The organism is Thermoactinomyces vulgaris, assembly GCF_003688725.1.
GTDB lineage: Bacteria > Bacillota > Bacilli > Thermoactinomycetales > Thermoactinomycetaceae > Thermoactinomyces > Thermoactinomyces vulgaris.
Genome location: NZ_REFP01000009.1, coordinates 84,709 through 111,463, shown reverse-complemented (window position 1 = coordinate 111,463; position 26,755 = coordinate 84,709). Strand labels below are relative to the sequence as shown.

The window sequence follows — 26,755 nt, the reverse complement described above, 5'->3', positions numbered from 1 at the left end:
ACGGGAAGACTTTGTCGAAACATGTTATATATTTTCGAAAACGAAAAAAACATGCTTTGCGCATGTACAAATCATTTAACCCGCAATGGTTTGCGTGATAATTTTTCTTCTTAAATTTTTAAACGATCATGGCATGGTTTTTCAAAATTCGACGGTACATCCGGGGATTATTCAAAGATCGGAACATTTTAAAGTCCGGACGGGTGTTGACTTCAAAAATCCAGATCCGCAAATCTTTATCCACCCCCAGATCAATGCCCAACTCTTTTAAACCGGGGAAAGCCGCATTTAATGTGCGGGCCGTCTCTTTGGAAAGCGCCTGGATCTCATTCATTAAATGAATCGTCCGGCTTGGATGCCCCGCCACCTGACACAACGCATGTTTTGCTTCCACCGGCAATCCTCCCTTGCAATGGTTGGTGACAATCTTGCCGGGAGCGGCCACCTTGGCGCAAACTCCGGTGATGTGCCAACGATGAAAAGGCTTTTGCAGATGAACCCGCAAATCAAACGGGCGTCCGCCGATTTCCCCCAGATCGATTCCCTGTTGGATGATATAGTTTTTCCCGGGGTGCATGCATTGGTTTAAATAATGGAAAAGCTTCCGGATCTCAATCACTTTTTTGCGGTTCAAAGTGCGGATCTCAATTTGCCCCCAACCTCTTTGTAACAACCGGACCGCCCCTGCACCGCCTCCTCCTTTATCCGGTTTGAGAAACAAAGAAGTGTGGCGGCCGAGCATCCGGATCAGGTTCCGGGGACTGAAAAGTCTTGTTTCCGGAATGTAGGGCCGGATCCGTTGGTTTTTCATCAGGACCATGGTCTTCAATCTTTTGCTGGCAACTTGCTGATACGGCAATGGTTTCAATGGCGCTCCCCCCCTTTTTTTTGTATCCTATTCCAAAGAAAGTCGCATGGATCAGGAATAAAAAGCCCAATTTTCGTAAAACCGGTCTCCGGGAGATTTTTTAAGGTTCCGTGGATTTCCATCTTTTCGTCTGTTTTCTCTGAATTCCGATGTTAAAATAAGACATAAAAACAAATTGTACACATGAAGGCAATTGTGGGAAAATGGTTTTAACTTTTTTCTTTTTTGTTTCTGAAACCAGTGGATGACCATAAATTCTCCGATTCCTGAAAACCTTGGGAGGGATGGGCTTGAGCGCCAAAATTTATGTCGTCGAAGATGAAAAACCGATTGCAGACATCATCCAGTTCAATCTGGAAAAAGAAGGATACAGCGTGGAATGCATTCATGATGGCAGTGAAGCCATTCAAAAAGCTTTGTCCTCACCTCCGGATCTCATGCTTTTGGATCTGATGCTGCCGGGCGCCGACGGCATTGAAGTTTGCCGGCAGGTGCGACAGCGTTATCAATTTCCCATCATCATGCTCACCGCCAAAGATTCGGAATTGGACAAAGTGCTCGGACTGGAAATGGGCGCGGATGATTATGTCACCAAGCCTTTCAGCAACCGGGAACTTTTAGCCCGGATCAAAGCCAATTTGCGGCGGACGCAAACGCTGAAGCAGGCAAATGCCGAAGAAGAAAAGAAAGGCACATTAAATGTCGGGGAAATTTCGATTGACCCCAACAGCTTTGTCGTCACCAAAAAAGGGCAAACCGTGGATTTGACCCATCGGGAATTTGAGTTGCTCCTTTACCTGACCAAACACGTCAATCAGGTTTTGACCCGGGAGCATCTTTTGCAATCCGTGTGGGGATATGATTACTTCGGGGATGTACGCACGGTGGATGTGACGATCCGGCGGTTGAGGGAGAAGATTGAAGATGATCCGGGCGCTCCCCAATATATCATCACGCGCCGCGGGATCGGTTACACGATCCGGGATCCTTATTCGAAACAGTAGCCGGGTGATGGATGTTGAAAAGATGGAAACAACTTGCTAACAGTATCCAGTGGAAACTGGTCGTGATCTATTTGCTGATGATTATCATGGCCATGCAGCTGATCGGGGTCTATTTCTTCCGTCAGCTGGAAAATCATTTTACGAGCAGTTTAAATCAGACCCTTCGCACCCAAGCCGAGGTCTTAAAGAAAATGGGCGTCACGGAAGAATTGGCGAAAGGACAAAATGACGAAGAGCGCTCCAATCACCTGAACACGTTGCTTGGCAAACTGGCTCCGTCATTGAAACAATCCGACATCACCATTCACATCATTGACGAAAACAATTTTATCATCGCTTCGACGGAGCCCAACCAATCCAAACTGAAAAAGCGGCCGTTCACCTATAATTTGCCCCAACAGCCCACGGAAGTGCTGAAACGCACCAACCCGGCCACAAACCAGGATTATCAATTCTACACCGAACGCCTGTCCCATGCCGGCAACTATGTGGGAATGATTTATGTTGAGGCGCCTTTAAAACAAACTTATGAAAACATCAAAGACATCAGTGTGATCCTGGTTCAGATCACCATGATCTCGCTGGTGGTCACTTGCATTTTGATTGTCATTCTGGCCCGCACCATCACCTCTCCGGTGAAAGAGATCACCGAACAAGCCACGTTGATGGCAGCGGGGGATTTTGACCGGAAAGTGGACGTCCGCAGTCACGACGAGATCGGGCAACTGGCTCACGCCTTCAATCATTTGGCAGCCCATCTCAGAAATGCTCTGGCTGAAAAAGAAGAAGAAAAAGAGAAGCTGGAATCGGTCCTTTCCAACATGAGCGACGGTGTGATCGCTTTTGACAGCGCAGGAAAAGTGATTGTGAAAAACGAATGGGCGGAAAAACTGTTGGATCGTCCGATTCCGATCGGGGAAAAAATCGATCACATTCTCCCGCTGGATCAACCCCTGGACAAACCGCTCGCCCAAGAGTGGCAAACTTATTTGGAGATCCGTCAGCAGGATTCGGAAGATCCCGTGATTTTGCGGGCCACTTTCACCCCGGTCAAGCTGAAGGGAGAAAACGTGTACGGAACGGTGACCGTTTTGGGGGACGTCACCGAGCAAAAAAGACTGGATCAACAACGAAAAGATTTTGTGGCCAATGTTTCCCACGAGCTGCGGACACCCTTGACCACGATCAAAAGTTATCTGGAAGCACTGGAAGATGGAGCGGTGGAAGAGCCCGAACTTGCCCGTCGCTTCTTGAAAGTGTCCCTGCAGGAAGCCGACCGGATGACACGTCTGATTCAGGATCTGTTGCACCTTTCCCATTTGGATTCCAGAAAGGCGACCTTCAACAAACAGTCCATTTCTCTGGAACCTTTGCTTGAGGAAGTGGCCGACCGTTTCCGTTTACAATGCGAAGAAAGAAACATTTCTTTCACTTTGTCCATTCATCCGCCGGTTCCCAATGTCTACGCCGACAAGGACAAACTGAATCAGGTTTTGGACAATCTGGTCTCCAATGCCGTGAAATACACACCGGACGGAGGATCGGTCGCCTTGGTGCTGCAAACCAACCGCCAAGGAATGGTGGAAGTCGGAGTGGCCGACACGGGGATCGGGATTCCCAAAAAAGACCTGGGAAGAATTTTTGAACGGTTTTATCGCGTGGACAAAGCGCGCTCCCGCAGCTTGGGGGGAACGGGATTGGGACTGGCCATCGCCCAAGAGATTGTTCATCATCACGAAGGCGAAATCGAGATTGACAGTGTTTACCAAAAAGGGACTTTAGTCACCTTTACCTTGCCCCCTGTCACAGGAGGGAAAAACGATGAGTGAAAAATGGGTGGAGCACATCAAAACGGGGCTCCTCATTGCCCTGGTCCTCGCCAGCTTCCTGCTGACCGGCTTGTTGTGGTTGAATCAACCCGGGGAAAAGCGGTCCTACAATCCGCTCGATGCTTACACCATCAATCCGATTTACGACGAAAAATACAACGACCGGAAAATTTATCAACTGGCCGCTCCCAACCAAATGATTGTCCACCGGAAGGGAGCCCATTATTGGTTGCTGCCGGAGGAAGCCGGTTATGAACAATTATTAAGATCCATGCAATCCATGTCTGTCAGTGACATAGAAAAAATAGGGAAGGTGAGCCCGGACACATGGAGAAACATGTTCACCCGGTTTACGGGGGTTGAACTTTATTTTCCGGATGATGTTTCCCTGGAATACGCCGACATCTTTTTCCAGGAATCTTTGTCCCAACATTATTCCATATCGCACCTTTCCTCGGTGAGCCGGATCTGGTTCTTTTCCAACCCGGAAAAAAAGCAAAACTATGTCTGGTTTATTTCGGATCAAGACCAGCAGATCATCCAAGCCAAAACGGATATTGACTTGGAAAACCTGCTTTCAAAGATGAAACATCCGTTGTCCCCGTCTCTTGAGGCGGTGCCTGCAACCGGAAAAGCACCGTGGGATCCGGCCAATCAAGACGAACCTTTTCCGCGGATGTTTTACCTTCCGGCCCAACCGGTCTCTCTGAGCGAAAAAACCTATCCGTTGGAAGACATCTCTGCGGATGCGATGATTGACTGGTTATTTAAAGATCCCGAGGTTCGCCCGATCCCGATCAATAAAAATGAAGATCTGTACATGTATGACGAACAAATGATGACCGTCAACAAAAGCAACCGGTTTATGGTCTACAGCGAAGCCGTGGAAGAGTCCCCCGGAGAAATCCAGCCGGTGGAACAACGTTTGTCGGCTGTGAACAACTTTGTGCAACGGCCGCATGGATGGACCGGCAATTATCTGCTCGATCAGGTGGAAGACAAAGAGAATGCTTTTAGCGAATTCACATTCCGTCTTTACATGAACGGCTACCCGGTTTATTGGAAAGACAGGAATTTTATTCACCCTGATGAAATCAAATTACAAACCAATCCGGTTGAAAATGCAGTCAATGTCAATAAATACGAGCGTTCTCTCTTTTATCTCACAGGAGAACCGCAACAAAAACAGGCAGCCTTGCCGGATAAAGAGACCCTGATCAAACAAATGTCCAGGCAGAATCTTTCCCTTTCCAACGTGAAACGGATCCATCCGGGATATCAGGCTGTCACAACCAACCAACAAGTCCGGTTGACACCCGTCTGGGTGGTCAAAACCACATCCGGACAGCAAGTATGGATTAGTTCTCCATGACAGGGAGGAACCCAAATGGATTGGAGTCGGGCCAAAAGTATCCTGATCGCCACCTTTTTTATACTCGATCTTTTTCTCGGCTTGCAATTAAGCCAAATGATGCAAACACAATCCAAAATCATCCGCGAAGACCAAATCAACCGCAAACAGATTGAGCAGTTGCTGGATCAGGTCCATGTAAACGCAAAGTTGGACCAACTGGAACAAAAAGATTATCCCGGGCAACTGACGGTGTACAAAGCGATGATTTCCGAACTGGGGAACCCCTGGGTCAAAGAAAAACAAGGAAGCTACATCCAAACCTTTTCCCCGGGGCTTGAGTTTAAAAATGAACAAGATTTGGAGCGGATTTTAAATCAACAAATTCCGTTTTTTCAGGACTTCCGTTACTCCAAAGCATTTTCATCAGACAAAAAGCGTGTCTATGTCCAAGTGGTGAACCAAATCCCACTTTTCAACGGAAAAGTGGAAGTCCATTTAAACGGAAAACAAATTGAAGCGATTCGTGTGCTGCATTTTAATCACTTGGAAAAGCTGTCTTCAATCTCCGCGGTCAATCTGCGCACGGCCTTGTACCGCCTGATCACCAATTGGGAATTCAACAACAATGCGACAATCAATGGCGCAAACATCGCTTACCGGTCCAAACTGTACAACAGCGTCAACAACGAACATATCCTGCTTCCCTATTGGTACTTTGAAGTGGGATCGGATTATCTCCTCATTCAGGCAAACAACCGCGGACAAAATGAAGGGGTTGAAAAAATACCAATAAAGCAAGGGAACGAATGAATCATGAAATTCAGTGTACTCGCAAGCGGAAGCACAGGCAATGCCTTATATATCGAGTCGGAACAAACAAGGATTCTGGTGGATGCCGGAATCAGCGCCAAACAACTGACCATGCGCCTGCAACAACTGGACGTTGACGCATCGACCATCCAGGCGATTTTTGTCACCCATGAACATATCGATCATGTGAAAGGATTGGGCGTGTTGGCACGCCGACTGCAAATTCCCGTTTATATGAACGAACCGACCTGGCGACATTTGCCGTCCAGTGTGGGCGAAATTCCGGAGCCTTTAAAAAATGTGATGGAAACAGGAGCGTCTTTGGAATTTAAAGACCTGCTCATCGAATCCATCCCGGTATCCCACGATGCGGCCGAACCCGTGGGATACCAGATTCACCACGGCAAGGAAAAGCTGGCAACCGTCACGGATCTGGGTTATGTCAGCTCCCGCATCATCGACTTTTTGCAAGGCGTGGATACATTGATTTGGGAAAGCAATCACGATGTGGAAATGCTCCGGATGGGTTCTTACCCTTGGAATGTCAAACGGCGCATTTTAAGCGACACCGGCCATTTGTCCAACGAAGACGCCGGAGAAGCGTTGGCGGAAATTTTAAAGGGGATGGGGGAAAATGTTTATCTCGCTCATCTGAGCAAAGATAACAATTTAAGTGAACTGGCCCATCTGACCGTAAAAAACATTTTGGAAGAGACCGGACTCAAAACCGGCCGGGATGTCCATTTGTGGACAACCTACGATGATCGTCCCACCCCTTTACGGGAAGTGAAATAAGCGCAACAAAACAGGGCAGCCGGTGAATGGCTGCCCTGTTATTCTTCGGTCGGCTTTTGTTCCAGGGGATACAGATCTTTTGCCAATTCCATATCTATTTTCATCGCCATACGAGCTATTTCTTCTTTTTGCAGTAAATCTTTTTCAATCAGCAAATCCATCATCGCGGATAACAGCACACTTTGCTGGTAAAAGCTTAATTTCAATTCTGCCAACTGGCCTGCCAAGTCCAATTTGTCAACCGAATCCAACGAGCCTGAAAATTTCGCCCGTTTGGGTCTGTGTTGATCCATATTCTCAACTCCTAATCTGTCCTGGCATATTTACTTTTTCTATTCATCTCCTCTTTTTTCCTATTTTATATAGTCAAAGTAAGAAAATTGTGATCAGGAAGTGAATGTTCCTAAAGAGCTTTGTGTCATACAAAAAACCCCATCCTCATACCGATGGGGTCAACGTATCTCCTTTAAGGCCGGACGGCATACAACACGCGCTTTCCGGGATGCTCGGTCACCGTCCATAGCTGATCGCGATTTGGCCAGTAATACAGATCTTCCGGTCCGATCCCCGCAACACGGGAAGAAGGTGCATTCCCCGGGGTTCCTTTGTACAATTTCCCGTTTTTGGTCTCTCCGGCACTGGTCATCGCATACCAATTGCCGTTTAAAGCCAGGGCCCCTTGTGCATGGGCTTTGGGCAGACGATATGCTTCACTTGCATAAACTTTCCCGTCCTCTGCCGTTTTCAGTTGCCCGGTCGAGGCATCGAGCGGCCATCTTGCCACCCGCCCGTATAATGTGCGGTCCTCTTCCGGATTGGGAGGATTGCAATATTCACCGGTAATCAGCGAATCAGGCACAGTACTGCGATCCAGTCCGACAAAACTGAACCGGGGAGGACCCGAAGGTTCACAATTGTCTTTTGTTTGGTCTCCGGAAACTGTCCAGGCACCGATCTGGGGCATCACATACCGGTAACCGTGGCCGTAATAAACCCCGTTTTGCCGCCCGATTAAATCTTTGTTGGAGGTATCGCCGTTTGAACTGGTCCCCAAATCAAACACATACCTCATGTCAAAAACGCGAAACCCTTTTTTCGTATCCACGACATACAAATAGTTTCCATACCATACGATCCCGCCGGCATGAATTTTCACTGCCCGGTAGCTCGGATTTCCATACGAGTTGGTGTAAGGTTCAACCAACAAGACATGACGGTATTTTCCCGTATCCGTATCCAGAAAACTGATCCGGACCCCTTTTTGGGAATGGTACCAGCTGACCAAAATCGCCTGTTTGCTTCCCCGATAATCATCGGCTTGGGCATCGCCGGTTCCCGTCACTCCTTGCGGATACCATTCGGACGTCTGATTGTCCCCGCTGTTGAAGCACCAGTTGTCCAGAATACCCGACACTTGGTTCAGCGCCGGGGAACTGCATCCCCGCGTTGCCTCACGATTGGCCTCATCCAGCAATTTTTGAATGCCGCTTTTTTTGAGCTCCCCTTCCAGCTTACTCACCTCACCGGGTAAATTCGTCGCGGTGCGGGTGAGAACAAACGGTTTCGTACTGACGGGAGCCATCGGTTCCTCTTCGGAAAATACGGGCGGGACAGGGAAACCGCAAACCAAAACAAGTGAAAGGATCCACCCTGTGACAGCCCGACGGAAAAGCCGTTGGTTTTTAATATCCAAACACTCCCCTTCACTTTTAGAATGTTTTTTAATCTTTACAAACCTATTCCATTCATCCCATACGTTTTCCTCTTTGATTTTGGCGAATTCCAGGCGTGGGAAGGAACCTGATGTTCCCAGATTTGATTGATCTTTTTCACATGAACTACACACAAGTCCGGTAGAATGAAAACAGAAACACCATGAAACACAGGAAAATCTTGCAAACTGCCGTTTAAAAAAAAGAACATTTTGGGTATATTAACTTGCAGGAGGGAACGCCATGGGATTTTATGATGAATCCGATGTTCAAAATCCACCGCCGAAGAAAAAATTTTCCCCGTCAACCATATGGGTTCCGCTCGTTTCGGCCATCATCGGCGGGCTCGTTGTATTGTTCCTGTCTACTTTTTTGATGGGAAAAGGAATCATTCCCGAGTATTCCAAACAACAGGAACCTATATTTGGCGACTCCAAAACAGCCAGTTACCGTGTCAATTCCGAAGTGACGGAAGCCGTCAACAAAGTGGGGCCGGCTGTTGTATCCGTAATTAATTTAAAAACTTCGGGAGATTTCTTCAGTACCGAACAAGTCCAACAAGGAACCGGATCGGGAATCATCTTTCAAAAAGCCAACGGCAAAGCGCTCATTGTAACCAACAACCATGTCATCGAAGGCGGATCCAGCTTTAAAGTCAACATCTCCAGCGAAGACGGCGACCATCATGAAGTGGATGCCAAACTGCTTGGCAGCGATCAATATACAGATCTTGCCGTTTTGGAGATTGATGATAAATATGTCACCAAAGTGGCCGAATTCGGCAACTCCGATTCGCTGAAAGCCGGGGAACCCGCCATTGCCATCGGCAATCCGCTGGGACTCGGGCGTTCCATTACCGTCGGAGTCATCAGTTCCCCGAAACGAACGATCGAAGTCAGTTCAAATATGGCGACCGATGTCATTCAAACGGATGCCGCCATCAATCCGGGGAACAGTGGCGGTGCTCTGGTCAATGTTGCCGGCCAGGTGATCGGAATCAACACGTTGAAAATTTCCGACCAGGGTGTGGAAGGACTGGGATTTGCCATCCCCGTCAATGAAGCACGTCCGGTCATTGAAAGCCTGGTCAAAGACGGAAAAGTCCAACGCCCTTATTTGGGACTCAGTCTGATTGACCTCTCCAACCTTCCGGTTTATGTCCTTGAGGAATTGAGATTGCCCGGTTCCGTGCGTGAAGGCGTGGCTGTGGCCGAAGTGGTTCCAAGCAGCCCAGCCGACCAAGCCGGACTCCAGCCGCGGGATGTGATCGTCGCTTTGGATGGCCAGGAAATCTCGAGCAGTTCCGAGCTTCGGAAGTATTTGTACACGAAAAAAGAGATTCATCAAAAAGTCAACGTTACTTACTATCGCCACGGCGAAAAACAAACCGCATCCATTGCCCTGGGGGAAGCCCCGAAATCATTCCAACCATGATGTTTAAATGAAACGGGTGAAACACTCGTTTCATTTTTCATTTCATCCGATGGTCGAAAGGAGGAAAGGTTTTGGACGGAGAAAAAATCGTCTGGTATGCTTGTGAAGAACACACAGAGATCGTCATGGAAGATTTCATCGATACTTACCAAGCCCCGCCGGTCATGGAACCATGCGACACGCAACAAGCCGGGGCGCGATGCAAATGGTGCGGGGAAAAACCGAAATATCAGTTTGAAATTCAAAAGCAGGAGATCTTATGAAAATTCAAATCATCACAGTGGGAAAGATGAAAGAAAAATACTTACAACAAGCTTGCAAAGAATACTTGAAACGATTAACCCCCTATGCCAAAACGGAAATCATTGAAGTGGCGGAGGAAAGGGCGAGTGACCCGGTTCATCCGGCACAAAAAGAGCAAATTTTGGAGAAGGAAGGGCAACGGATCTTGCGCCACTGTCCGGCGGATGCCTTTCTCATCGCACTGGCCATCGAAGGAAAAGCTTTTACATCCACCGAATTCGCCCGGAAACTGGATCAGCTGGCCACCTACGGGAAAAGCCGCATCCTCTTTGTGATCGGCGGATCCTACGGTTTGTCGCCCGAGGTGCTGAAACGGTCTGATCTTTCCCTTTCTTTTTCAAAGATGACTTTTCCCCATCAGCTGATCCGCGTCTTCTTGCTGGAACAAATCTACCGGGCCTTTAAAATCAACCGGGGAGAAACCTATCACAAATAAACAAAAGAGAAATTTAATGACATACAGGGATGGTATGAAAATAATCCTCTCAATTGTTCGATGATGACCAATTTGTCCTCACATTGATGAAAGGAAAAGAGATCCGGTATCCAAAAACGTTTCATATCGGGTTTCCACAAGAAAGCAGGGAAAAAGTGGACCAAATCCGTGAGCGCTTGAAAAATGACTCCTCCCGTAAAATCCCACGGATATACTTTCTATGTAAAAGTACCTAGCGGGTTTAAAATAGAAATCATATCAAAGTAAAATACAAAAAAAGCAAAAAGGACATTACATGATGTAATGTCCTTGATTGTTCCATATGCCTGTCTTCACAAAGATCCGTCTTTTAAGCATAAACCGGACGGACTTGAACCGTTTGATCCCTGCCGGGTCCGACAGAGAAAGTGGTCACCGGAATCCCGGTCAATTGGGACACCCGTTCGATATAATGCCGCGTTTCCTCCGGCAGTTCATGAATGCTGCGAACGCCGGTGATGTCTTGTTTCCATCCGGGCAATTCTTCATAGACTGGTTTGCATCTTTCAAGAAGGGACAAATTGGCCGGGTAATTTTCAATCCGTTTGCCATCCACTTCATAGGCGACACAAATTTTGACCGTATCCAGCCCGGTTAACACATCGAGTGAATTCAAAGACAAGCCCGTGATGCCGCTGACCCGGCGGGCATGCCGGACCACGACGGAGTCAAACCATCCGACCCGTCTCGGACGACCGGTGGTGGTTCCATATTCCCGCCCGATTTCGCGAATTTGGTCACCAATTTCATCATGCAATTCCGTCGGGAACGGTCCGTCTCCGACCCGCGTCGTGTAAGATTTTGCAACCCCAATGACATGATGGATTTTGGTCGGGCCGACTCCGGACCCGATGCAAACGCCTCCGGCCACCGGATTGGAAGAAGTGACAAACGGATAAGTTCCTTGGTCGATATCGAGCATGACGCCTTGCGCCCCTTCAAATAATACCCGTTTTCCTTGATCGATCGCATCATTTAACACCACTGAGGTATCGGTGACATATTGACGGAAACGGTCGGCACAGGCCAAATACGACTCGTAGATTTCCTCAAATGTGAATCCATCCGTTTGATAAATCTGTTCCAACAAACGGTTTTTCTCTTCCAAATTTCTTTTTAATTTTTGTTTAAATTGTTCCGGATCCAGTAAATCGCTGATGCGGATTCCCACCCGTGCGGCTTTGTCCATATACGCCGGTCCGATTCCTTTTCCGGTGGTTCCGATTTTTTCGTTCCCTTTCAGTTTCTCGCTCGCCAGATCCAAACGCAGATGATACGGCATGATTACATGGGCACGGTCTGAAATTCTGAGATTATCGGTAGAAACACCATGTTGGTGTAAATAATCCAGTTCTTCGACAAGCGCCTGGGGATGAATCACCATCCCGTTTCCAAGTACACAGATTTTTTCTTTGTAAAAAATCCCGGAGGGAATCAGGTGCAATTTATAGCGGGTTCCGTTGAAAACAATGGTGTGTCCCGCGTTGTTTCCACCTTGATAACGGGCTACGACTTCCGCTTTTTCCGCGAGATAGTCGGTGATTTTCCCTTTTCCTTCATCTCCCCATTGGGTACCTACGACAACCACTGTAGACATCTTATCGTTCCTCCTGAAACGAGGTTTTGTATCGCTTTAGCACAAGCACATTTTATCAATATCCTGTAAAAAGAGTCAAACAAAAGTCGAACATTGATAAATAAAAAATAAATATCATTCGGGAATTGGCGTTTTGTTCATTTCCAAGCTTAAAAACTTGTTATAGTTCTTCAAAAACAAGAGCTCCACTTTTCCGACCGGACCATTCCGCTGTTTGCCGATGATCAGCTCTGCGATATTTTGCTTTTCGGATTCCTCGTTGTAGTAATCATCGCGATACAAAAAGGTCACCACATCGGCATCCTGCTCAATCGACCCGGATTCCCGAAGATCGGATAACATCGGCCTTTTATCCTGACGTTGTTCCACGGCACGGGATAATTGCGACAAAGCGATCACCGGAACATCAAACTCGCGGGCCAGCAACTTCAAGGAACGGGAGATCTCCGAAATTTCCTGTTGGCGGCTGTCTCCGCCCCGGCCGGAAATCAGTTGCAGATAGTCGATCACCACGAGCCCCAAACCGTGTTCGGCTTTTAACCGCCGGAGTTTCGCCCGGATATCATACACCGTCACCCCCGGCGTATCATCAATAAAAATCGGTGCTTCGCTCAGCGTGCTCATCGCCATGGTTAGTTTTTCCCAATCTTCCTCATTCAAATTACCGGTCCTAAATGCTTGGGCATCGATATTCCCTTCCGCCGCCAACATCCGGGTCACCAGTTGGGAAGCCGACATCTCCAGGCTGAAAATCGCCACGGTCTTTCCGCTTCGCACCCCCACATTTTGTGCCAGGTTCAGTGCAAATGCCGTTTTTCCCATACTGGGACGCGCAGCCAGAATGATCAGCTCCGAACCTTTCAGCCCGGAAGTCATCCGGTCAAAATCGACAAAACCGGTCGGAATCCCGCTGATCCCGCCCTTGTTGAAATGAAGCGTCTCAATCTGTTCATAGGATTCCATCAAGGCATCGTGGATCGAAACAAAATCCTCCCCACGAACCGTCCGCTGTGAAATCTCCAAAATCTTTCTCTCTGCTTCATTCAAAATTTGAGTCAATTCGGCTTGGCCCGAATAACCGGACGCGGCAATTTGCGTGGCTGTGCGAATCAACCGCCGCAAAATGGCCTTTTCTTCCACGATTTTGGCGTAATACTCCACATTCGCCGCGGTGGGCACGGCATTGGCCAATTCGTTCAAATAAGGAACGCCGCCGATTTCGTCGAGCAGTTTCCGGTCATTCAATTCAGCCGTTAACGTCACCAGATCAACCGGTTCACCTTTTTCGTCCAGTTCATTCATCACTTGAAACAGTTTTTGATGAGCCTGGCGATAAAAGTCCCCCGGCTTTAATCGCTCATTCACGGTTGTTAACACAGAGGGGTCCAGTAAAACCGCTCCCAACACGGCTTGTTCCGCTTCCTGGTTGTGAGGGGGGAGCCGGTCCGCGAAAAGATCACTCATGATACATCCCTCCGATCCATAAAAAAGCACTCCAGATCAATGGAGTGCTTCCGCTCATTCTTCAACCACATGCACGGCGAGTGTCGCCGTCACTTCCGGATGAAGTTTCACGGGAACTTTCGTAACTCCAAGCGAACGGATGGGCTGATCCAATTGGATCTTTCTCTTATCCACATTCATTTGATGCTGTTTCTTCAATATCTCGCTGATTTGTTTGGAAGTGATGGAACCGAAAGTCCTTCCGTCTTTCCCCAATTTCATGGAGATAGAAACCTTCATCTTGTTCAGCTTTTCTGCCAAAGCCTCTGCCTCTTTCCGTTCTTCCTCTTTGCGCCTTTGTTCTCTTTGTTTTTGGTCTTTCAATGCATTCATGTTTCCCTGTGTGGCCGCCACCGCCATTTTCCGCGGAATCAGGAAATTTCGGGCGTACCCTTCTGCAACCTCTTTGACTTCCCCTTTTTTTCCGGTACCTTTCACATCTTTCAGCAAGATTACTTTCATCTGTTCACTCCCCCACTCTCCAAGATTTCATTCAACACATTCAGCAACTTTTCTTTCGCTTCCGCCAAAGAGACCTGTTCCAGTTGGCAAGCCGCATTGGTCATATGGCCACCGCCCCCCATTTTCTCCATGACCACCTGGACATTGATTTCTCCTTGAGACCGTGCACTGATGGAAACCAATCCGTCTTCTCTTTTGCCAATCACAAATGAAGCGCGGATTCCCTGCATATTGAGCAAAGTATCCGCCGCCTGGGCAATCAGCAATTGATGATATTCCTCATCTTCCTTTCCGAGAGCCACGGCAATGTTTTCAAAATAAATTTCGGTGTTTTTTATGATTTCCGCTCTTTTCACATAATGCCCCAAATCTTCCTTGAGCAGAGACTGCACCATCATCAGGTCCGCCCCGTGGCGCCGCAAGAACGAAGCCGCTTCAAAAGTGCGGGACCCGGCACGAAAAGCAAAATTTTTCGTATCCACCACAATACCGGACAACAAAGCGGTCGCTTCCAGCGTATCCATGGGCAGGCGGCCATCTTGGTATTGCAGCAGCTCCGTCACCAATTCACAAGTGGAAGAAGCATAGGGTTCCAAATACACCAGCACCGGATCCGAAACAAAATCTTCCCCCCGCCGGTGATGATCGATAACCACGACCCGTTTGGCCTTATCCAACAAACGGGGTTCCATCACGAGCGAAGGTTTATGCGTATCCACCAGAATCAACAAAGTGTCCGGATCATCCAGCCAATGCATCGCTTTTTCGGGAGAAATCAAATGATCTTTCAGGTACTCATGATTTTTCAAGGCCATCAGCAAGCGTTGAATGGAAAGGTTGTCTTCATCCTCATCCAATACGATCGCCGCTTCACAATCATGGAGGGTGGCAAATTTGACCACACCGACGGCCGCTCCGAGCACATCCATATCCGGGCGCTTATGTCCCATCACCAGAACCCGTTTGCTGTCGCGAAACAAATTGCTCATGGCATGGGAAATCACCCTTGCCCGGACGCGGGTCCGTTTTTCAACCGCATTGGTCTTTCCTCCATAAAAGGTAATCTGCTCTCCCGCGTGGACTGCTGCTTGATCGCCTCCCCGCGCCAGCGTGATGTCCAATGCCGCCTGTGCATTCTGGACTCTTTCCGCCATGGTTTGGCCGACACTGGCTGCCCCAATGCTCAACGTAATCGGAATTTTATTTTGACGGGTCATTTCCCGGACAACATCCAAAATTCCAAAACGGGATTTCATCAACTTCTCCAAGGATTTCTGTTGAGTGACAAAGAACATTTTATCCGTTTCAATTCGTTTGAGGGCGATATCATATTCCAGTGCCCATTTTGAGATCGCACTCGTCACGTTTGACAACAGCAAGGTACTTTCCTGATCCGTCAAACCTTGACCGGCTTCATCAAAGTTATCCAAGTGAATAAATCCCAAAACGGCCCTGTCATCATGCAACTGCTTTTTCAAACGGCTCAACTCGGTGACATCCCAGAAGAAGTACAACCGTTCTTCCGACTGGGGAGTGACTTGATAGATATGCTCCCCCAGCTCCATGGTAAAGCTCCCCTCTTTTTCCGAAGCATGTTGTTTCAAGGAGGGAAGCACTTCACCAATTTCCTTGCCCACCATTCGGTCAAGCCCTGTCATGCGCTCGACAAAGGTGTTATGCCACTCGATTTTTCCGTCCCGGTCATAAAGCAGGATCCCCAGCGGCAACTCATCCACCGCCGTCTGTCCCGCGTTCTTCACCCGGTTTCCAAGCGTCAGCACATACTCGGTAAAATCCTTGCGAAAGGCACGCTCGGCCCGGTACAAGACCCATGCCAACACCGTAAAAAAAACGAGACCGATCACTCCATAGATCCATTTGTACGTCGATAAAAGCGCAATCAAAATCAGGCTGAAACACATGGCAAAAACCATGTGATAGCCATGCCATCTTTGTATTACAAACTTCGGCATCCTATACACCCTCAAACTATCCGATGCATCACAATATGCAACCGTTTCTCCTTCTTATTTTACCCTAGTTGACACAAGGAGCAACTCCCCTTGTGAAACATCCGCGGTTCCATAAAGTACCTGTTGTCATTTCTGCATTCTTTTCCGCAAGGGTGTTCCTGTATCAATCATCCCCATCAGCAAAATAACAAAGGAAACCGGGGGAAACCACGCCAACAAAACCGCCGGTGCCAGCCACACCATGCTTTTTCTTTTTTGTTTCAGCAAAAACGCAATCAATGACAAGCCTTGGATAAAAAACAAGACATGCAAAATCAGCAGGGCGCTGATGATCCAATGGAAATTTTCCCCGTACTCCTCCGTGACCGCAAGCCACTGCAACAGCAACACAATGACAAAAAAATAAAAGAATACCTTCGGCAAACGCCACTCATAAAACGGAGGGAGCGATTTGCTTTCATATCCTTTGGATACGAGCCGTCTTTTGGCGACCGCAAACGTTATCAATACCATGGGCAATAAAGCCATCAACAAAAAGATGAGCACAAAAGCTTCCAACGGCGGGATGATTTCCCCGGGCACCGACACTCCCGATTCTTGCAAAATTTTTTGGGCCTGATGCCATTCATTCAACCACAGGGCATTTAACCGGTCAAAGAACCCGAAGGCCCATTGCATCACACTCATGGTCATGACGGAGACGATCAATCCGCTGACCAATCCGCCCAATACCACATCGGTTCCGGTCATCCTGGTTTGGGCGTATAAGCTTCCCATCACCACGCCGACGCACCCGGCCGAAACACCGAGCAGGATGTACCAAAGCGGAATGCCGATGAGAAACATGATGAAGAGGCCCAATAGCGGAACAACCATTGCACTGACCGGCTGTTTCACGCGCAACATAAAAAAAGGAAAAGGAATGATCCACAATGCAAGCCATTGGATAAAAGGAATGTGAATGGAGGCCAGCAAGAAGAGAAACAGCCCTGTGTACAGGAAGCTGTCTTTTATCCAACCTTTGTCCATTTGCGGCAAATATCCGTCACCTCTTGTTTAGATACTCGTCCAGTTTTGACAAATCACCATACCATTTCTCCAGCTGGTGCCCGTCCCGGGCGTGTTCACGCAACTTTTGCGAAACCGATTGATCCAATTCACTGAAAGAAAAACCCATTCTCCGTGCCAATACATACACCGAAATCACCAAGCTGGACAAACTGTCTATCATCAAATGCTGATTGGCTGAATAAATCGCCCGGAACAAAGCGGCAATTTGATCCAGGATTTCTGTCTTCAACCAATCCACAATCTTTATGCTCTTTGCGAATTGTAACCCCCGCTCAGGCCGACTCATTGGTTGCACTCCTCCAAAACCCAACATATTTAGGAGAAGTTTCCACAGATGATTCGCGTTTTCCTGCTTTTTATATGAAAAACAGGGGCGTCATCCACCCCTGCTCTCGATCAATCATTGGTATATGGCAACAGAGCCATTTGACGTGCACGTTTGATCGCACGTGTCAACTGGCGTTGATATTTAGAACTGGTTCCCGTTACACGACGGGGTAAAATTTTGCCGCGTTCGCTGATGAACTTGCGCAGCAAATCAACATCTTTGTAATCGATGTATTCGATTTTATTCGCTGTAAAGTAGCAAACTTTACGGCGCTTATTCCCACGACGGCGTGCCATGAGACCATCCCTCCTCCCTTAAACCGTTTTTGTGCTCAGAAAGGAAGATCATCGTCAGAGATATCAATCGGTTGTCCGTCATCGGCAAAGGGGTCATCCAACGGCGTGTTCTGGCTGTAACTGTTTCCGTTCCGACTGTTGTCAGAAGCTCCAAAAGCACCGCCGGATTCCGCATTCCGGTTGCGCGGTTCCAAGAACCGGACATCTTCCGCGACGACATCGGTTGTATAGACCGTCCGTCCTTCCTGGTTCTCATATTTTCCGGTTTGCAAACGTCCGTCAATCCCTACCAACGAACCTTTCCGCAAATAGTTGGCACAGTTTTCCGCCAAATTCCGCCAAGCGACAATATTGATAAAATCTGCTTCACGTTCGCCGCGCTGATTCAAGTAATTCCGGTTCACCGCAACATTGAATCGCACCACGGCGATACCGCTCGGAGTGTAACGAAGCTCCGGATCCCGCGTCAAACGCCCGACCAGGATGACCCGATTTATCATGACAAACCTCTCCCTTTCCCGTGATCAACCTTTGAATCTATTCCAACGTTCCAATTATTTTTTCTCGTCCACATTGATGATCAAATGACGCAAAATGTTGTCATTGATCCGGATCGTGTAATCAAGCTCGTCAATCACTTCGGCATCCGCTTGGAAGTTCACAACGGTGTAATAGCCTTCGCGATAGTGATTGATCTCGTAAGCAAAGCGGCGTTTTCCCATGTCATCGGTATCGGTGATTTCACCTTTGTTTGCTTTGATGGTTTGCGCCACTTTATCACGGGTTGCCTGCAATGTTTCTTCATCCACATCCGGACGAACAATATACATCATTTCATAGCTGTGTTGCATCTCTTTCCACCTCCTTCTGGACTTTCGGCCCTGCCTTCCCGGCAGAGCAAGGAGCGTATCATCGCCCATGTACAATACGATATTTAATTCTAACAAAGCCACCGTCATAAATCAATACGGGGGATGCGCATCCGGCATTGAAATTTTTGCCCTTTCCGGTTTTCTCAACCTTAAACATTAAAACGGAAAGTGATAATGTCGCCGTCCTGGACGATATAATCTTTTCCTTCCAACCGGAGCAATCCTTTCTCCCGGGCATTGGCCAGGGATCCGGAGCGGATCAAATCCTCATAGGACAAAACCTCCGCACGGATAAACCCGCGCTCAAAATCGGAGTGGATCACCCCGGCGGCTTGCGGCGCTTTCGTTCCTTTGCGGATGGTCCAGGCGCGCACTTCTTTTTCCCCCGCCGTAAAGTAGGTCATCAATCCCAACAGGCGGTAGGCCGCCGCAATCAACCGGTCCATTCCGGAAGAACGGAGTCCCAGCTCTTCCAGGAATAATTGCCGCTCTTCCTGATCCAACTCGGCGATTTCTGCTTCCACCTGCGCACTGATCGGAACCACTTCAGCCCCTTCCGCAGCTGCAATCTCTTTGACCACCCGGACATATTCGTTATTCTCCGGATCGGCGATATCCGACTCGTTCACGTTGGCTGCATACAGCATATTTTTCATGGTCAGCAGGTTTAAGCTTTTGATCATTTTTTTCTCATCCGCGTCCAATTCCACCGTGCGGGCCGGTTTTCCCTCTGCCAACGCCTCTTTTAAACGCGTCAGGATGTCAAATTCCAAAACCGCTTCTTTATCTCCGCTTTTCTTGATGCGTGCCACGCGGTCCAGCCGCTTTTCCACGGTTTCCAAATCCGCCAATACCAGCTCCAGATTGATCGTCTCAATGTCACCGGCCGGATCCACTTTTCCCGCGACATGCGTGATGTTTTCATTTTCAAAACAGCGAACCACGTGGATAATCGCATCCACCTCGCGGATGTGGGACAAAAACTTGTTTCCCAATCCCTCCCCGCGGCTGGCTCCTTTGACCAACCCGGCAATGTCGACAAATTGAAAGGAGGTGGGTATGACTTTTTGCGGACCCACAATTTCTGCGATTTTCTCCAGTCGTTCGTCCGGAACGTCAACCACGCCCACATTCGGGTCAATGGTGCAAAACGGGTAGTTGGCTGATTCAGCCCCTGCTTGGGTGATGGCATTAAATAGAGTGGATTTCCCCACATTGGGAAGTCCGACGATTCCTGTTGCTAACGCCACATCGGCTCCTCCTTGCTATTTATAAAATGGTTTTTCGCACCGGATTTTTATGCCCCGTCAATCCTCGTCCATTATAGCGTAAAACGGGAGGTCTCTTCCATCCGCAAAAAGAAAACCTCCCTCCCGGGCCGATTCAGGGAGAGAGGTTCTCTTATTCCGAGTCTTTTGCCGAAACCAAAACCCGCTTCATTCTTCTTTCAAACCGGCTGCGCGGCAACAAGACACTATGGTCACAGCCGGTGCATTTCATCCGGATATCTGCGCCCATGCGAATCACTTTCCAGGCATTTGTTCCGCATGGATGAGGTTTTTTCATCTCCACAATGTCCCCTAAGCCAAATTCCTTCCTCTGCAATCGGAATCACTCTCTTTACTATTTTATTGCTTCATTATAGAAAGAGACCCGTTAAAATTCAACCGGACATTCCGGAGGCTCCCCGCCTCTTTTGACAAGACCGGTTTCCCGGAACCGGATCCCAAATGAACCGGCCGCTGGACCGGCAAACAAAAGCTTGCGATGAAGCTTGCAGCGATCCATTCTTCTTTTCCTCTGAATCTATTTATATTTCATTTTAAAAGAATCCGCCTTATTTTACGCCTGTGGGACTTTTCGGCATGTATATTTTCTTCTCTCCAGCCGTATACTGAATTTGAGATTTCAGAGTAAAGGAAGGGATCCCTCGAATGCGAGAAACGATGCCTCCGCGGTTCAGCGCGAAACCCCCCGGCCTTTTTCGGGTGGAATACAGTGATCCGTATGCTCCACATCAATTTTCAAGCCAATTGCAAAAATTAATGTCTGTTTTTTTTCCATTTGAAGAAGTCGTCTGTGTCTCCATCGGGACGGACCGTTCCACGGGGGATGCGTTGGGTCCGCTGGTCGGCTCCCTTTTGGAGAAAGATCTTCCCGATTCACTTTCGGTGTACGGAACACTGGATGCGCCCGTTCATGCACTCAATTTGAAACAAACCCTTTCAAAGATTAAAGACGCTCACCCTCATGCACTGATCATTGGCATCGATGCGTGTCTCGGACAAATGAAAAACGTGGGTTGGATTCAAGCGGGGCCGGGGCCTGTGAAACCCGGGGCCGGCGTCCATAAAAAATTGCCGGAAGTGGGCCAGATTCATATCACCGGCATCGTCAACGTGGCAGGATTTATGGAATACTTTGTCCTGCAGAACACGAGGCTGAATCTGGTCATGAAAATGGCCGAGCTGATTTCCTCATCCATCAGACGAGCCGTGTGCAATCTGTCGGAAGAAAAACCTGTGTATTTGCAACCATAAAAAAGGCGCCTTTTTCGGCGCATGACGCGTGGGAAAGTCCTTTCCCAAAACAGCCGGAACACTCTTGCGGCAGGACGGCAAAACTTTTGGAGATTTACAGGGAATAGGCCTTACTGATGTCCCGCACCGCAGCAAGCAGTTGATCCACTTCATCCCCGGTGTTGAAATACCCCGGGCTCACCCGTACCGTTCCTGTTTTCGTCTTCAGACCGCGATGTTTCAGTGCCGCACAATGAAAACCCGCGCGCACCGCCATTTGATAATGCTGATCCAAGATCATGGCCACTTCATGACTGTCCACACCCTGAACATTAAATGAAATCACAGGCAAAGCGGGCGGGGCGTCCGTCACCAGTTCCACCCCGTCGATCCCCCTCAATCCTTCCCAAAGCTGCCGGGTCAAAGCTTGTTCATGCTCACAGACCGCCTCGACACCGGTTTTTAATAAAAAATCAACCCCTTTTCCCAATCCCGCAACTCCGGGGGTATTGGGAGTGCCGCTTTCAAAACCCGTCGGACGGATTTGCGGCTGTTCCATCTCTTCCGATTTCGTCCCGGTTCCCCCTTGCATCCAGGGAGTTAACGGAACATTCGGGGCCACATATAAACCTCCCGTTCCTTGCGGTCCCAATAAGCTTTTGTGTCCGGGAAATGCCAGCATGTCAATGGGCATTTGATCGAGTTGGTACGGAAACAAACCGGCGGTTTGGGCTGCATCCACCAGATAATAAATCCCCTGTTCACGGGCGAACTCTCCGATTTCCAACACCGGCAGGCATTCTCCCGTTACATTGGATCCATGGATGGTGACCAACAAGCGGGTATTTGGACGAATCTCTTGTTTGATCGCCGAAACCCAATCGCCATTGGCATCCACATCCACCACACTCACACCGATTCCGTGATGATCCTGCAACCAAAAGGCGGGGCGTGCCACGGCATTATGTTCCCATCCCGTGATCACCAAATGGTCCCCTTCTTTCAATAATCCTTTCAACGCCAGATTGATGGCATGGGTGGTGTTGAAACAAAACAACAGATGCTGTGGATCATGAACCCCCAGCAATTCAGACAATCGTCCCCGCGTCCCTTCAATGATGTCTTCCGCTTTTCGGGCCAGTTGATGCCCGCCGCGCCCGGGATTGGCTCCCGCATGCATGATCGCTTGTTGCACAGCTTCCGCCACTTCCGGAGGTTTCGGCCAGCTGGAAGCCGCATTGTCAAAATAAATCATGGTTCGTTTCTCCTTTGACTGTTAATCCGTCATCACCTGATCCCGGTTTAACATTTCAATTAAACGTTCCAGTTCCCGTTCGGAATAATATTCGATTTCAATTTTTCCTTTTTTCTTTCCGTGTTTAATGCGCACCGGCGTGCTGAACACTTGCTGTAACATGTTTTCATATTGTTTGATAAAAGGATCTGCCGCTTTCTTCTTTTTCTTTTCCTTTTTCGGAACGGATTGATTCAATTGCTGCACCCATTCCTCCAGTTGGCGGACACTGGGCTTTTCTTTTTTTGCTTTTTCCGCCAGTTTCTTCATTAAATCACGGTCTTTGATCCCCAATAATGCCCGGGCATGCCCCATGGACAATGTTCCACGTGAAACATCCTCCTGAATCTCCGGCGGCAGTTGAAGCAAACGAAGGAAATTCGCGACATGAGGCCGGCTTTTTCCAACCCGCGCCGCCAACTCTTCCTGCGTGATGGATAAATGCTCCATCAATTTTTGATAGGCACGCGCCATCTCAATGGGATTCAAGTCCTCCCTCTGAACATTTTCAACCAAAGCGATTTCCATCATCTGTTCATCGGTAAAATCGCGCACCACCACCGGAACCCGTTCCAGCCCGACTTCTTGGGCAGCCCGGAAACGACGCTCTCCCGCCACAATTTCATATCCGCGAATGCTTTTTCTTACGATTAACGGTTGGACAACCCCGTGTTGCTTAATGGACTCTGCCAATTCCTGCAGGGAGTCGGGATCAAACTCTTTACGAGGCTGATAAGGGTTGGCGCGCAACTCGGAAATCTCCGCTTCATGAACGGTTTCATCCCCGTCCTCCACATCAATCGGTTGAAACAGCGCACCCAATCCCCGTCCCAAACCTTTAGAATTGCTCATTATTCATCACCACTTCTCTGGCCAGTTGATTATAACATTCCGCACCCCGGGAGCGGGCATCATAAATCGTGATCGGCTTGCCATGGCTGGGAGCCTCACTCAGCCGGACATTCCGCGGAATCACCGTTTCATAAACTTTTTGTTGAAAATACTTTTTCACTTCTTCCATCACTTGGACTGACAGATTGGTGCGCCCGTCAAACATGGTCAACAACACACCTTCAATTTCCAGTCCCTTGTTCAAATGTTTTTGTACGATGCGAATTGTATTTAATAGTTGTCCCAATCCTTCCAAAGCATAAAACTCGCATTGGATGGGAATCAGGACAGATTTGGCAGCTGTTAACGCATTCAGCGTAATGATCCCCAACGACGGAGGACAATCAATAAAAATGTAATGATAATGTTGGGCTGCATTTTTCAATGCTCTTTTTAACCGCAATTCCCGTGAGATGGCCTGAGACAGTTCAATTTCAACCCCTGCCAACTGAATGGTTGCGGGAATAATCGATAAATTCTCAACCTCAGTGGGCAAAACCACCTTTTCTGCCGGAACTTCATCCACCAAAATGTCATATACACACTGCTTCACGTCCGCTTTGTTGATCCCGAGTCCACTGGTCGAGTTCCCCTGCGGATCAATATCCACCAGTAAAACCTTTTTCCCCATCGCCGCAAGGCTTGCCGCCAGATTGACTGAGGTTGTCGTTTTCCCAACGCCCCCCTTTTGGTTTGCGATTGCAATTACTTTGCCCATTATCCCACCTCATTTTCGGACTTTTTGTTTTCCGAACCACACCGCCGAACCAGCCTATGTACGAAAAGAAAATGAGGCGAATCATTGCCTCACAGACCCATCCATTTCTCCTCTTATTTTAATGATAAAAAAGAAAGAAAAAAAGATAAAATCAAATTCAGAAACCCGTTTTCCGTCACTTGGGAAGGCGGATGATCACTTCAACAAAATTTTCATGTTCCCGCTCATCCACCATGACATCCATGCCTGTTTTCTTCACCAGATCCACCGATTGGCGGATGGTGTTCATGGCAATGCGAAAATCACGCGTGACCGACTTTCGTTTGGCTTGCTGTTTATTGGTTTCTTTGACCAGAAGCTTTTTGACCCGTTCTTCCGTTTGCTTTACATTCCACCCTTTGGCCAAAATCTCTTCCAGGACTTGTTGTTGTAAAAACCCCTCTTTTAACGGAAGGAGCGCCCGTGCATGACGTTCAGTGATCATCCGTTTCTGCAATGCTTCCTGCACTTCGGCCGGCAACTGCAAAAGCCTCAATTTGTTGGCGATGGTCGACTGCCCTTTTCCCAACTTTTGCGCGAGGCCTTCCTGTGTCAACTGGTGAACCTCCATCAACCGTTGATATGCATGTGCTTCTTCAATGGCTGTCAATTCCTCACGCTGCAAATTTTCAATGAGGGAAGCCGCCGCCGCTTGATGATCATCCATCTCCCGAATCACTGCAGGAATCCGGTCCAGCCCCAATTTTTTTACCGCACGCAATCTGCGTTCGCCTGCAACCAACTCATAACAGCGTTCGGTGCGGCGCACCACGACAGGCTGAATAACCCCGTGCATACGGATGGTTTGGCACAATTCATCAATTCGTTCCTCATCAAAAATCGTGCGGGGTTGATAGGGACTGGGTTCAATTTCATTTACGGGAATCTGCATGACTTGATCCGGATGAACCTCTTGTTCTTGTTCTTTCTCTTTCAGACCGAATAATCTCGTGAAAGACTGTCTCATGGACACAGACACCACCTTACGGTCAACTCAGGTCACGGAATCACCTAATATACCTTTTCGCTTTGATCGTTCAACCCCCTTCTTTGCCGAAACATTATAGAAAAAGATTCACATGTTCCACGTGGAACATGACCGGTTTCGTTGTATGATATGAGAGGGAAGTTTATCATGGCCAACCCGTTCCTTTCACCATTTGGTTAAAAAACAGGGGAGAATCCGGAAACTTTATCACGGAATGAAAGGTCTGATACATTGACGCAAACCTTCTCCCCCTGCCTTTCGATATAAAAGAATTTACAAATCTAAAAAACCCGTTATAAGCTGATGAAGATTCACTTTATTCTGTTGACCCTTTACCTTCACAATTGATAGAATCGTGGGAAGAAGGGGATTTCATCACTTGAGGAGGATATTTCAAAAATGAGCGTACCTGTATACATAGGAAATGACCAAGGATACTATGGTACCAAAGTTGTGACCCGGGCGAATGGAAAGTTTTATAAAATGTTCATCCGGAACATGGTTGTGCCAAACCGTGTGGGAGAAATCACCTATAACAACGATCCCCATAACATCATGTATCGGGAACATGAAGGGGACCGCGAATGGTTCTGCGGAAAGCTGGCCATTGAGCAAGCCGGGGATGACGAACTTTTCGATTCACACAAACGTCGTCTCTTCAGCCCGACCTGGTTCCGGGAACAAGAATACTTGATCATGTTCCGTGTCAGCACCGGCCTCATGCTGCAAGGATCGACGGAACCGGTCGTTGCGGTGGCCCTGCCGACGGACAACTACATCGATTACAAAGATGAATTGAAACGCCGTCTCATCGGGAAACACAGTTTTGAAGTGAAACAAGGGAACTTACCTTGGCGCAAAATCGAGTTTGAAATTAAACAGGAAAACCTTTTCGTTATCAGTCAACCCATGGCAACCTTGTTCCACATCGCCTTGGACCGCGAAGGAAAACTGCTCAATGAAGACTTGTTTATCCAAAAAGTGAGCATCAACGATTTGGGCTTTGGTACTTCGGACATCGAAACCCTGCACGGGGAAACGATCATCAAACGCCAAAGCTTCACCTCCCGCCATGCTATGTTGGGCGTTTACCAAAACCTGACGAAGCGCTTGCTTGAATTCACCCGGAACGCGGATAAAGACGGAAACGGAAAAGAGTATCCGTTATGGAGCCTGCCTAGGATCGTCCGTTCCGGCGAAATCAGTTTCAAAGGAAAATCATATGATGTCAGTGCCATCGTTCAGGAATCGATCAAGGAAGTGGGCGAAGCTTTGGTGGATGAAGTCTGGCACCGCCTGGATTATGGTGACGACATCACTTATATCATCCTCACCGGCGGAGCTTCGATTCCGTTCAAACCATTTTACCGGGAACGCTTCGGCGATAAACTGATCTTCTCCGAAGACTATGGAATCGAAGCCCAATTTGCCAACGGCTTCGGATTGTGCAAATTTGCCCAATCCAAAGCGCGCACCGCATCATCCAAAGAAATGATGGAAGCGGCAGCCTCCATTCACCAAGAGTTTAACGTTCCTGATAAATTCGGGGACACCCAGCAAAAGAAAGATCGGAAATCCGGGAAAAAATAAAAAAGCGATTCACCCCCCAAGGAAATCCTT

The 26,755-nt window shown here is 48.2% G+C and carries 28 protein-coding genes and 1 pseudogene; 11 read left to right on the top strand and 18 right to left on the bottom strand.

The window, feature by feature from the left end; genetic code table 11:
- Positions 1-118: 118 nt before the first annotated feature.
- Positions 119-868, bottom strand: coding sequence for a YheC/YheD family protein (locus tag ATH33_RS07805; protein WP_037998165.1), 750 nt, complete (start codon positions 866-868; stop codon positions 119-121).
- 290 nt (positions 869-1,158) lie between these two features.
- Between ATH33_RS07805 and yycF the strand changes: the two genes are divergently transcribed.
- Genes yycF through ATH33_RS07775 form a run of 5 tightly spaced genes read left to right on the top strand, consistent with a single transcriptional unit; the run spans position 1,159 to position 6,660 of the window.
- Positions 1,159-1,872 carry a response regulator YycF gene (yycF, locus tag ATH33_RS07795; protein WP_231855191.1) on the top strand — a complete coding sequence of 238 codons (714 nt, stop codon included), beginning with the start codon at positions 1,159-1,161 and terminating at the stop codon, positions 1,870-1,872.
- A gap of 14 nt (positions 1,873-1,886) precedes the next feature.
- Complete coding sequence (locus tag ATH33_RS07790) at positions 1,887-3,701, top strand: ATP-binding protein (protein ID WP_170151245.1); 1,815 nt, start codon at positions 1,887-1,889, stop codon at positions 3,699-3,701.
- Complete coding sequence (locus ATH33_RS07785) at positions 3,694-5,073, top strand: YycH family regulatory protein (RefSeq protein WP_049720734.1); 1,380 nt, start codon at positions 3,694-3,696, stop codon at positions 5,071-5,073. Before ATH33_RS07790 ends, ATH33_RS07785 begins: the two co-directional genes overlap by 8 nt.
- A gap of 15 nt (positions 5,074-5,088) precedes the next feature.
- Complete coding sequence (gene yycI, locus ATH33_RS07780) at positions 5,089-5,865, top strand: two-component system regulatory protein YycI (RefSeq protein WP_062843217.1); 777 nt, start codon at positions 5,089-5,091, stop codon at positions 5,863-5,865.
- 3 nt (positions 5,866-5,868) lie between these two features.
- A complete protein-coding gene (locus ATH33_RS07775; RefSeq protein WP_037998180.1) occupies positions 5,869-6,660 on the top strand; it encodes an MBL fold metallo-hydrolase in 792 nt (263 codons plus the stop codon).
- A gap of 38 nt (positions 6,661-6,698) precedes the next feature.
- On the opposite strand, the gene ATH33_RS07770 is transcribed toward ATH33_RS07775, so the two are convergent.
- Positions 6,699-6,953 carry a hypothetical protein gene (locus ATH33_RS07770; protein ID WP_037998182.1) on the bottom strand — a complete coding sequence of 85 codons (255 nt, stop codon included), beginning with the start codon at positions 6,951-6,953 and terminating at the stop codon, positions 6,699-6,701.
- Between the two features lie 173 nt (positions 6,954-7,126).
- Complete coding sequence (locus tag ATH33_RS07765; protein WP_147437068.1) at positions 7,127-8,242, bottom strand: hypothetical protein; 1,116 nt, start codon at positions 8,240-8,242, stop codon at positions 7,127-7,129.
- Positions 8,243-8,615: 373 nt separating this feature from the next.
- On the opposite strand from ATH33_RS07765, the gene ATH33_RS07760 reads away from it, so the two are divergent.
- From ATH33_RS07760 to ATH33_RS13725, 4 genes and pseudogenes are all read left to right on the top strand, one after another.
- Positions 8,616-9,806: a S1C family serine protease gene (locus ATH33_RS07760; protein ID WP_037998185.1), complete on the top strand. Its 1,191-nt coding sequence runs from the start codon at positions 8,616-8,618 to the stop codon at positions 9,804-9,806.
- Positions 9,807-9,877: 71 nt separating this feature from the next.
- Positions 9,878-10,069, top strand: a complete 192-nt coding sequence (locus ATH33_RS07755; RefSeq protein ID WP_037998187.1) for a CxxH/CxxC protein — start codon at positions 9,878-9,880, stop codon at positions 10,067-10,069.
- A complete protein-coding gene (rlmH, locus tag ATH33_RS07750; protein WP_037998190.1) occupies positions 10,066-10,545 on the top strand; it encodes a 23S rRNA (pseudouridine(1915)-N(3))-methyltransferase RlmH in 480 nt (159 codons plus the stop codon). Before ATH33_RS07755 ends, rlmH begins: the two co-directional genes overlap by 4 nt.
- 59 nt (positions 10,546-10,604) lie before the next feature.
- A pseudogene (locus tag ATH33_RS13725) lies at positions 10,605-10,812 on the top strand (VOC family protein); the annotation flags it as partial.
- An 82-nt stretch (positions 10,813-10,894) separates the two neighbouring features.
- Here the strand turns inward: ATH33_RS13725 and ATH33_RS07740 are convergent.
- The 11 genes from ATH33_RS07740 to ATH33_RS07690 form a co-directional block, all read right to left on the bottom strand.
- The gene (locus ATH33_RS07740) at positions 10,895-12,181 is read right to left on the bottom strand and encodes an adenylosuccinate synthase (protein WP_049720737.1); all 1,287 of its coding nucleotides are present in this window, start codon (positions 12,179-12,181) and stop codon (positions 10,895-10,897) included.
- A 114-nt stretch (positions 12,182-12,295) separates the two neighbouring features.
- Positions 12,296-13,645 carry a replicative DNA helicase gene (gene dnaB / locus ATH33_RS07735; RefSeq protein WP_037998192.1) on the bottom strand — a complete coding sequence of 450 codons (1,350 nt, stop codon included), beginning with the start codon at positions 13,643-13,645 and terminating at the stop codon, positions 12,296-12,298.
- Positions 13,646-13,699: 54 nt separating this feature from the next.
- On the bottom strand, positions 13,700-14,146 hold the full coding sequence (rplI, locus tag ATH33_RS07730) for a 50S ribosomal protein L9 (protein WP_037998194.1): 447 nt from the start codon (positions 14,144-14,146) through the stop codon (positions 13,700-13,702).
- The gene (locus tag ATH33_RS07725; RefSeq protein ID WP_037998197.1) at positions 14,143-16,119 is read right to left on the bottom strand and encodes a DHH family phosphoesterase; all 1,977 of its coding nucleotides are present in this window, start codon (positions 16,117-16,119) and stop codon (positions 14,143-14,145) included. Before ATH33_RS07725 ends, rplI begins: the two co-directional genes overlap by 4 nt.
- Before the next feature lie 126 nt (positions 16,120-16,245).
- Positions 16,246-17,148 carry a DUF2232 domain-containing protein gene (locus ATH33_RS07720; RefSeq protein ID WP_181733413.1) on the bottom strand — a complete coding sequence of 301 codons (903 nt, stop codon included), beginning with the start codon at positions 17,146-17,148 and terminating at the stop codon, positions 16,246-16,248.
- A 16-nt stretch (positions 17,149-17,164) separates the two neighbouring features.
- Positions 17,165-17,476, bottom strand: coding sequence for a MazG-like family protein (locus tag ATH33_RS07715; protein WP_037998200.1), 312 nt, complete (start codon positions 17,474-17,476; stop codon positions 17,165-17,167).
- Between the two features lie 110 nt (positions 17,477-17,586).
- Complete coding sequence (rpsR, locus tag ATH33_RS07710) at positions 17,587-17,814, bottom strand: 30S ribosomal protein S18 (RefSeq protein WP_037998203.1); 228 nt, start codon at positions 17,812-17,814, stop codon at positions 17,587-17,589.
- 35 nt (positions 17,815-17,849) lie between these two features.
- Positions 17,850-18,314 (bottom strand): single-stranded DNA-binding protein, encoded by a 465-nt coding sequence (gene ssb, locus ATH33_RS07705; RefSeq protein WP_037998204.1) that lies wholly within the window; start codon positions 18,312-18,314, stop codon positions 17,850-17,852.
- Between the two features lie 54 nt (positions 18,315-18,368).
- Positions 18,369-18,665 (bottom strand): 30S ribosomal protein S6, encoded by a 297-nt coding sequence (rpsF, locus tag ATH33_RS07700; protein ID WP_037998208.1) that lies wholly within the window; start codon positions 18,663-18,665, stop codon positions 18,369-18,371.
- Between the two features lie 170 nt (positions 18,666-18,835).
- Positions 18,836-19,936, bottom strand: a complete 1,101-nt coding sequence (gene ychF, locus ATH33_RS07695) for a redox-regulated ATPase YchF (RefSeq protein ID WP_037998211.1) — start codon at positions 19,934-19,936, stop codon at positions 18,836-18,838.
- 151 nt (positions 19,937-20,087) lie between these two features.
- Positions 20,088-20,291 (bottom strand): DUF951 domain-containing protein, encoded by a 204-nt coding sequence (locus ATH33_RS07690; protein WP_037998213.1) that lies wholly within the window; start codon positions 20,289-20,291, stop codon positions 20,088-20,090.
- Positions 20,292-20,620: 329 nt separating this feature from the next.
- Between ATH33_RS07690 and yyaC the strand changes: the two genes are divergently transcribed.
- Positions 20,621-21,226 carry a spore protease YyaC gene (gene yyaC, locus ATH33_RS07685; RefSeq protein ID WP_082240796.1) on the top strand — a complete coding sequence of 202 codons (606 nt, stop codon included), beginning with the start codon at positions 20,621-20,623 and terminating at the stop codon, positions 21,224-21,226.
- A gap of 94 nt (positions 21,227-21,320) precedes the next feature.
- On the opposite strand, the gene ATH33_RS07680 is transcribed toward yyaC, so the two are convergent.
- The 4 genes from ATH33_RS07680 to noc form a co-directional block, all read right to left on the bottom strand.
- Complete coding sequence (locus tag ATH33_RS07680) at positions 21,321-22,460, bottom strand: aminotransferase class V-fold PLP-dependent enzyme (protein ID WP_062843214.1); 1,140 nt, start codon at positions 22,458-22,460, stop codon at positions 21,321-21,323.
- A 21-nt stretch (positions 22,461-22,481) separates the two neighbouring features.
- A complete protein-coding gene (locus ATH33_RS07675) occupies positions 22,482-23,351 on the bottom strand; it encodes a ParB/RepB/Spo0J family partition protein (protein WP_037998216.1) in 870 nt (289 codons plus the stop codon).
- Complete coding sequence (locus ATH33_RS07670) at positions 23,338-24,108, bottom strand: ParA family protein (RefSeq protein WP_049720741.1); 771 nt, start codon at positions 24,106-24,108, stop codon at positions 23,338-23,340. The genes ATH33_RS07675 and ATH33_RS07670 overlap by 14 nt, the downstream gene beginning before the upstream one ends.
- Before the next feature lie 175 nt (positions 24,109-24,283).
- Entirely contained in the window at positions 24,284-25,120 is an 837-nt protein-coding gene (gene noc, locus ATH33_RS07665; RefSeq protein ID WP_121874266.1) for a nucleoid occlusion protein, read from the bottom strand.
- Positions 25,121-25,534: 414 nt separating this feature from the next.
- Between noc and ATH33_RS07660 the strand changes: the two genes are divergently transcribed.
- Positions 25,535-26,725, top strand: a complete 1,191-nt coding sequence (locus ATH33_RS07660; protein WP_037998222.1) for a ParM/StbA family protein — start codon at positions 25,535-25,537, stop codon at positions 26,723-26,725.
- Positions 26,726-26,755 lie beyond the last annotated feature (30 nt).

Coding starts and splice junctions, on each gene's coding strand:
- ATH33_RS07765 (WP_147437068.1), bottom strand. CDS start 8,242: ATGGCTCCCGTCAGTACGAAACCGTTTGTTCTCACCCGCACCGCGACG.
- rlmH (WP_037998190.1), top strand. CDS start 10,066: ATGAAAATTCAAATCATCACAGTGGGAAAGATGAAAGAAAAATACTTA.
- rpsR (WP_037998203.1), bottom strand. CDS start 17,814: ATGGCACGCCGTCGTGGGAATAAGCGCCGTAAAGTTTGCTACTTTACA.
- ATH33_RS07770 (WP_037998182.1), bottom strand. CDS start 6,953: ATGGATCAACACAGACCCAAACGGGCGAAATTTTCAGGCTCGTTGGAT.
- dnaB (WP_037998192.1), bottom strand. CDS start 13,645: ATGAGTGATCTTTTCGCGGACCGGCTCCCCCCTCACAACCAGGAAGCG.
- ATH33_RS07785 (WP_049720734.1), top strand. CDS start 3,694: ATGAGTGAAAAATGGGTGGAGCACATCAAAACGGGGCTCCTCATTGCC.
- ATH33_RS07775 (WP_037998180.1), top strand. CDS start 5,869: ATGAAATTCAGTGTACTCGCAAGCGGAAGCACAGGCAATGCCTTATAT.
- yyaC (WP_082240796.1), top strand. CDS start 20,621: ATGCGAGAAACGATGCCTCCGCGGTTCAGCGCGAAACCCCCCGGCCTT.
- rpsF (WP_037998208.1), bottom strand. CDS start 18,665: ATGCAACACAGCTATGAAATGATGTATATTGTTCGTCCGGATGTGGAT.
- ATH33_RS07725 (WP_037998197.1), bottom strand. CDS start 16,119: ATGCCGAAGTTTGTAATACAAAGATGGCATGGCTATCACATGGTTTTT.
- ssb (WP_037998204.1), bottom strand. CDS start 18,314: ATGATAAATCGGGTCATCCTGGTCGGGCGTTTGACGCGGGATCCGGAG.
- rplI (WP_037998194.1), bottom strand. CDS start 14,146: ATGAAAGTAATCTTGCTGAAAGATGTGAAAGGTACCGGAAAAAAAGGG.
- ATH33_RS07720 (WP_181733413.1), bottom strand. CDS start 17,148: ATGGACAAAGGTTGGATAAAAGACAGCTTCCTGTACACAGGGCTGTTT.
- ATH33_RS07680 (WP_062843214.1), bottom strand. CDS start 22,460: ATGATTTATTTTGACAATGCGGCTTCCAGCTGGCCGAAACCTCCGGAA.
- yycI (WP_062843217.1), top strand. CDS start 5,089: ATGGATTGGAGTCGGGCCAAAAGTATCCTGATCGCCACCTTTTTTATA.
- ATH33_RS07660 (WP_037998222.1), top strand. CDS start 25,535: ATGAGCGTACCTGTATACATAGGAAATGACCAAGGATACTATGGTACC.
- ATH33_RS07675 (WP_037998216.1), bottom strand. CDS start 23,351: ATGAGCAATTCTAAAGGTTTGGGACGGGGATTGGGTGCGCTGTTTCAA.
- ATH33_RS07760 (WP_037998185.1), top strand. CDS start 8,616: ATGGGATTTTATGATGAATCCGATGTTCAAAATCCACCGCCGAAGAAA.
- ATH33_RS07715 (WP_037998200.1), bottom strand. CDS start 17,476: ATGAGTCGGCCTGAGCGGGGGTTACAATTCGCAAAGAGCATAAAGATT.
- ATH33_RS07740 (WP_049720737.1), bottom strand. CDS start 12,181: ATGTCTACAGTGGTTGTCGTAGGTACCCAATGGGGAGATGAAGGAAAA.
- ATH33_RS07670 (WP_049720741.1), bottom strand. CDS start 24,108: ATGGGCAAAGTAATTGCAATCGCAAACCAAAAGGGGGGCGTTGGGAAA.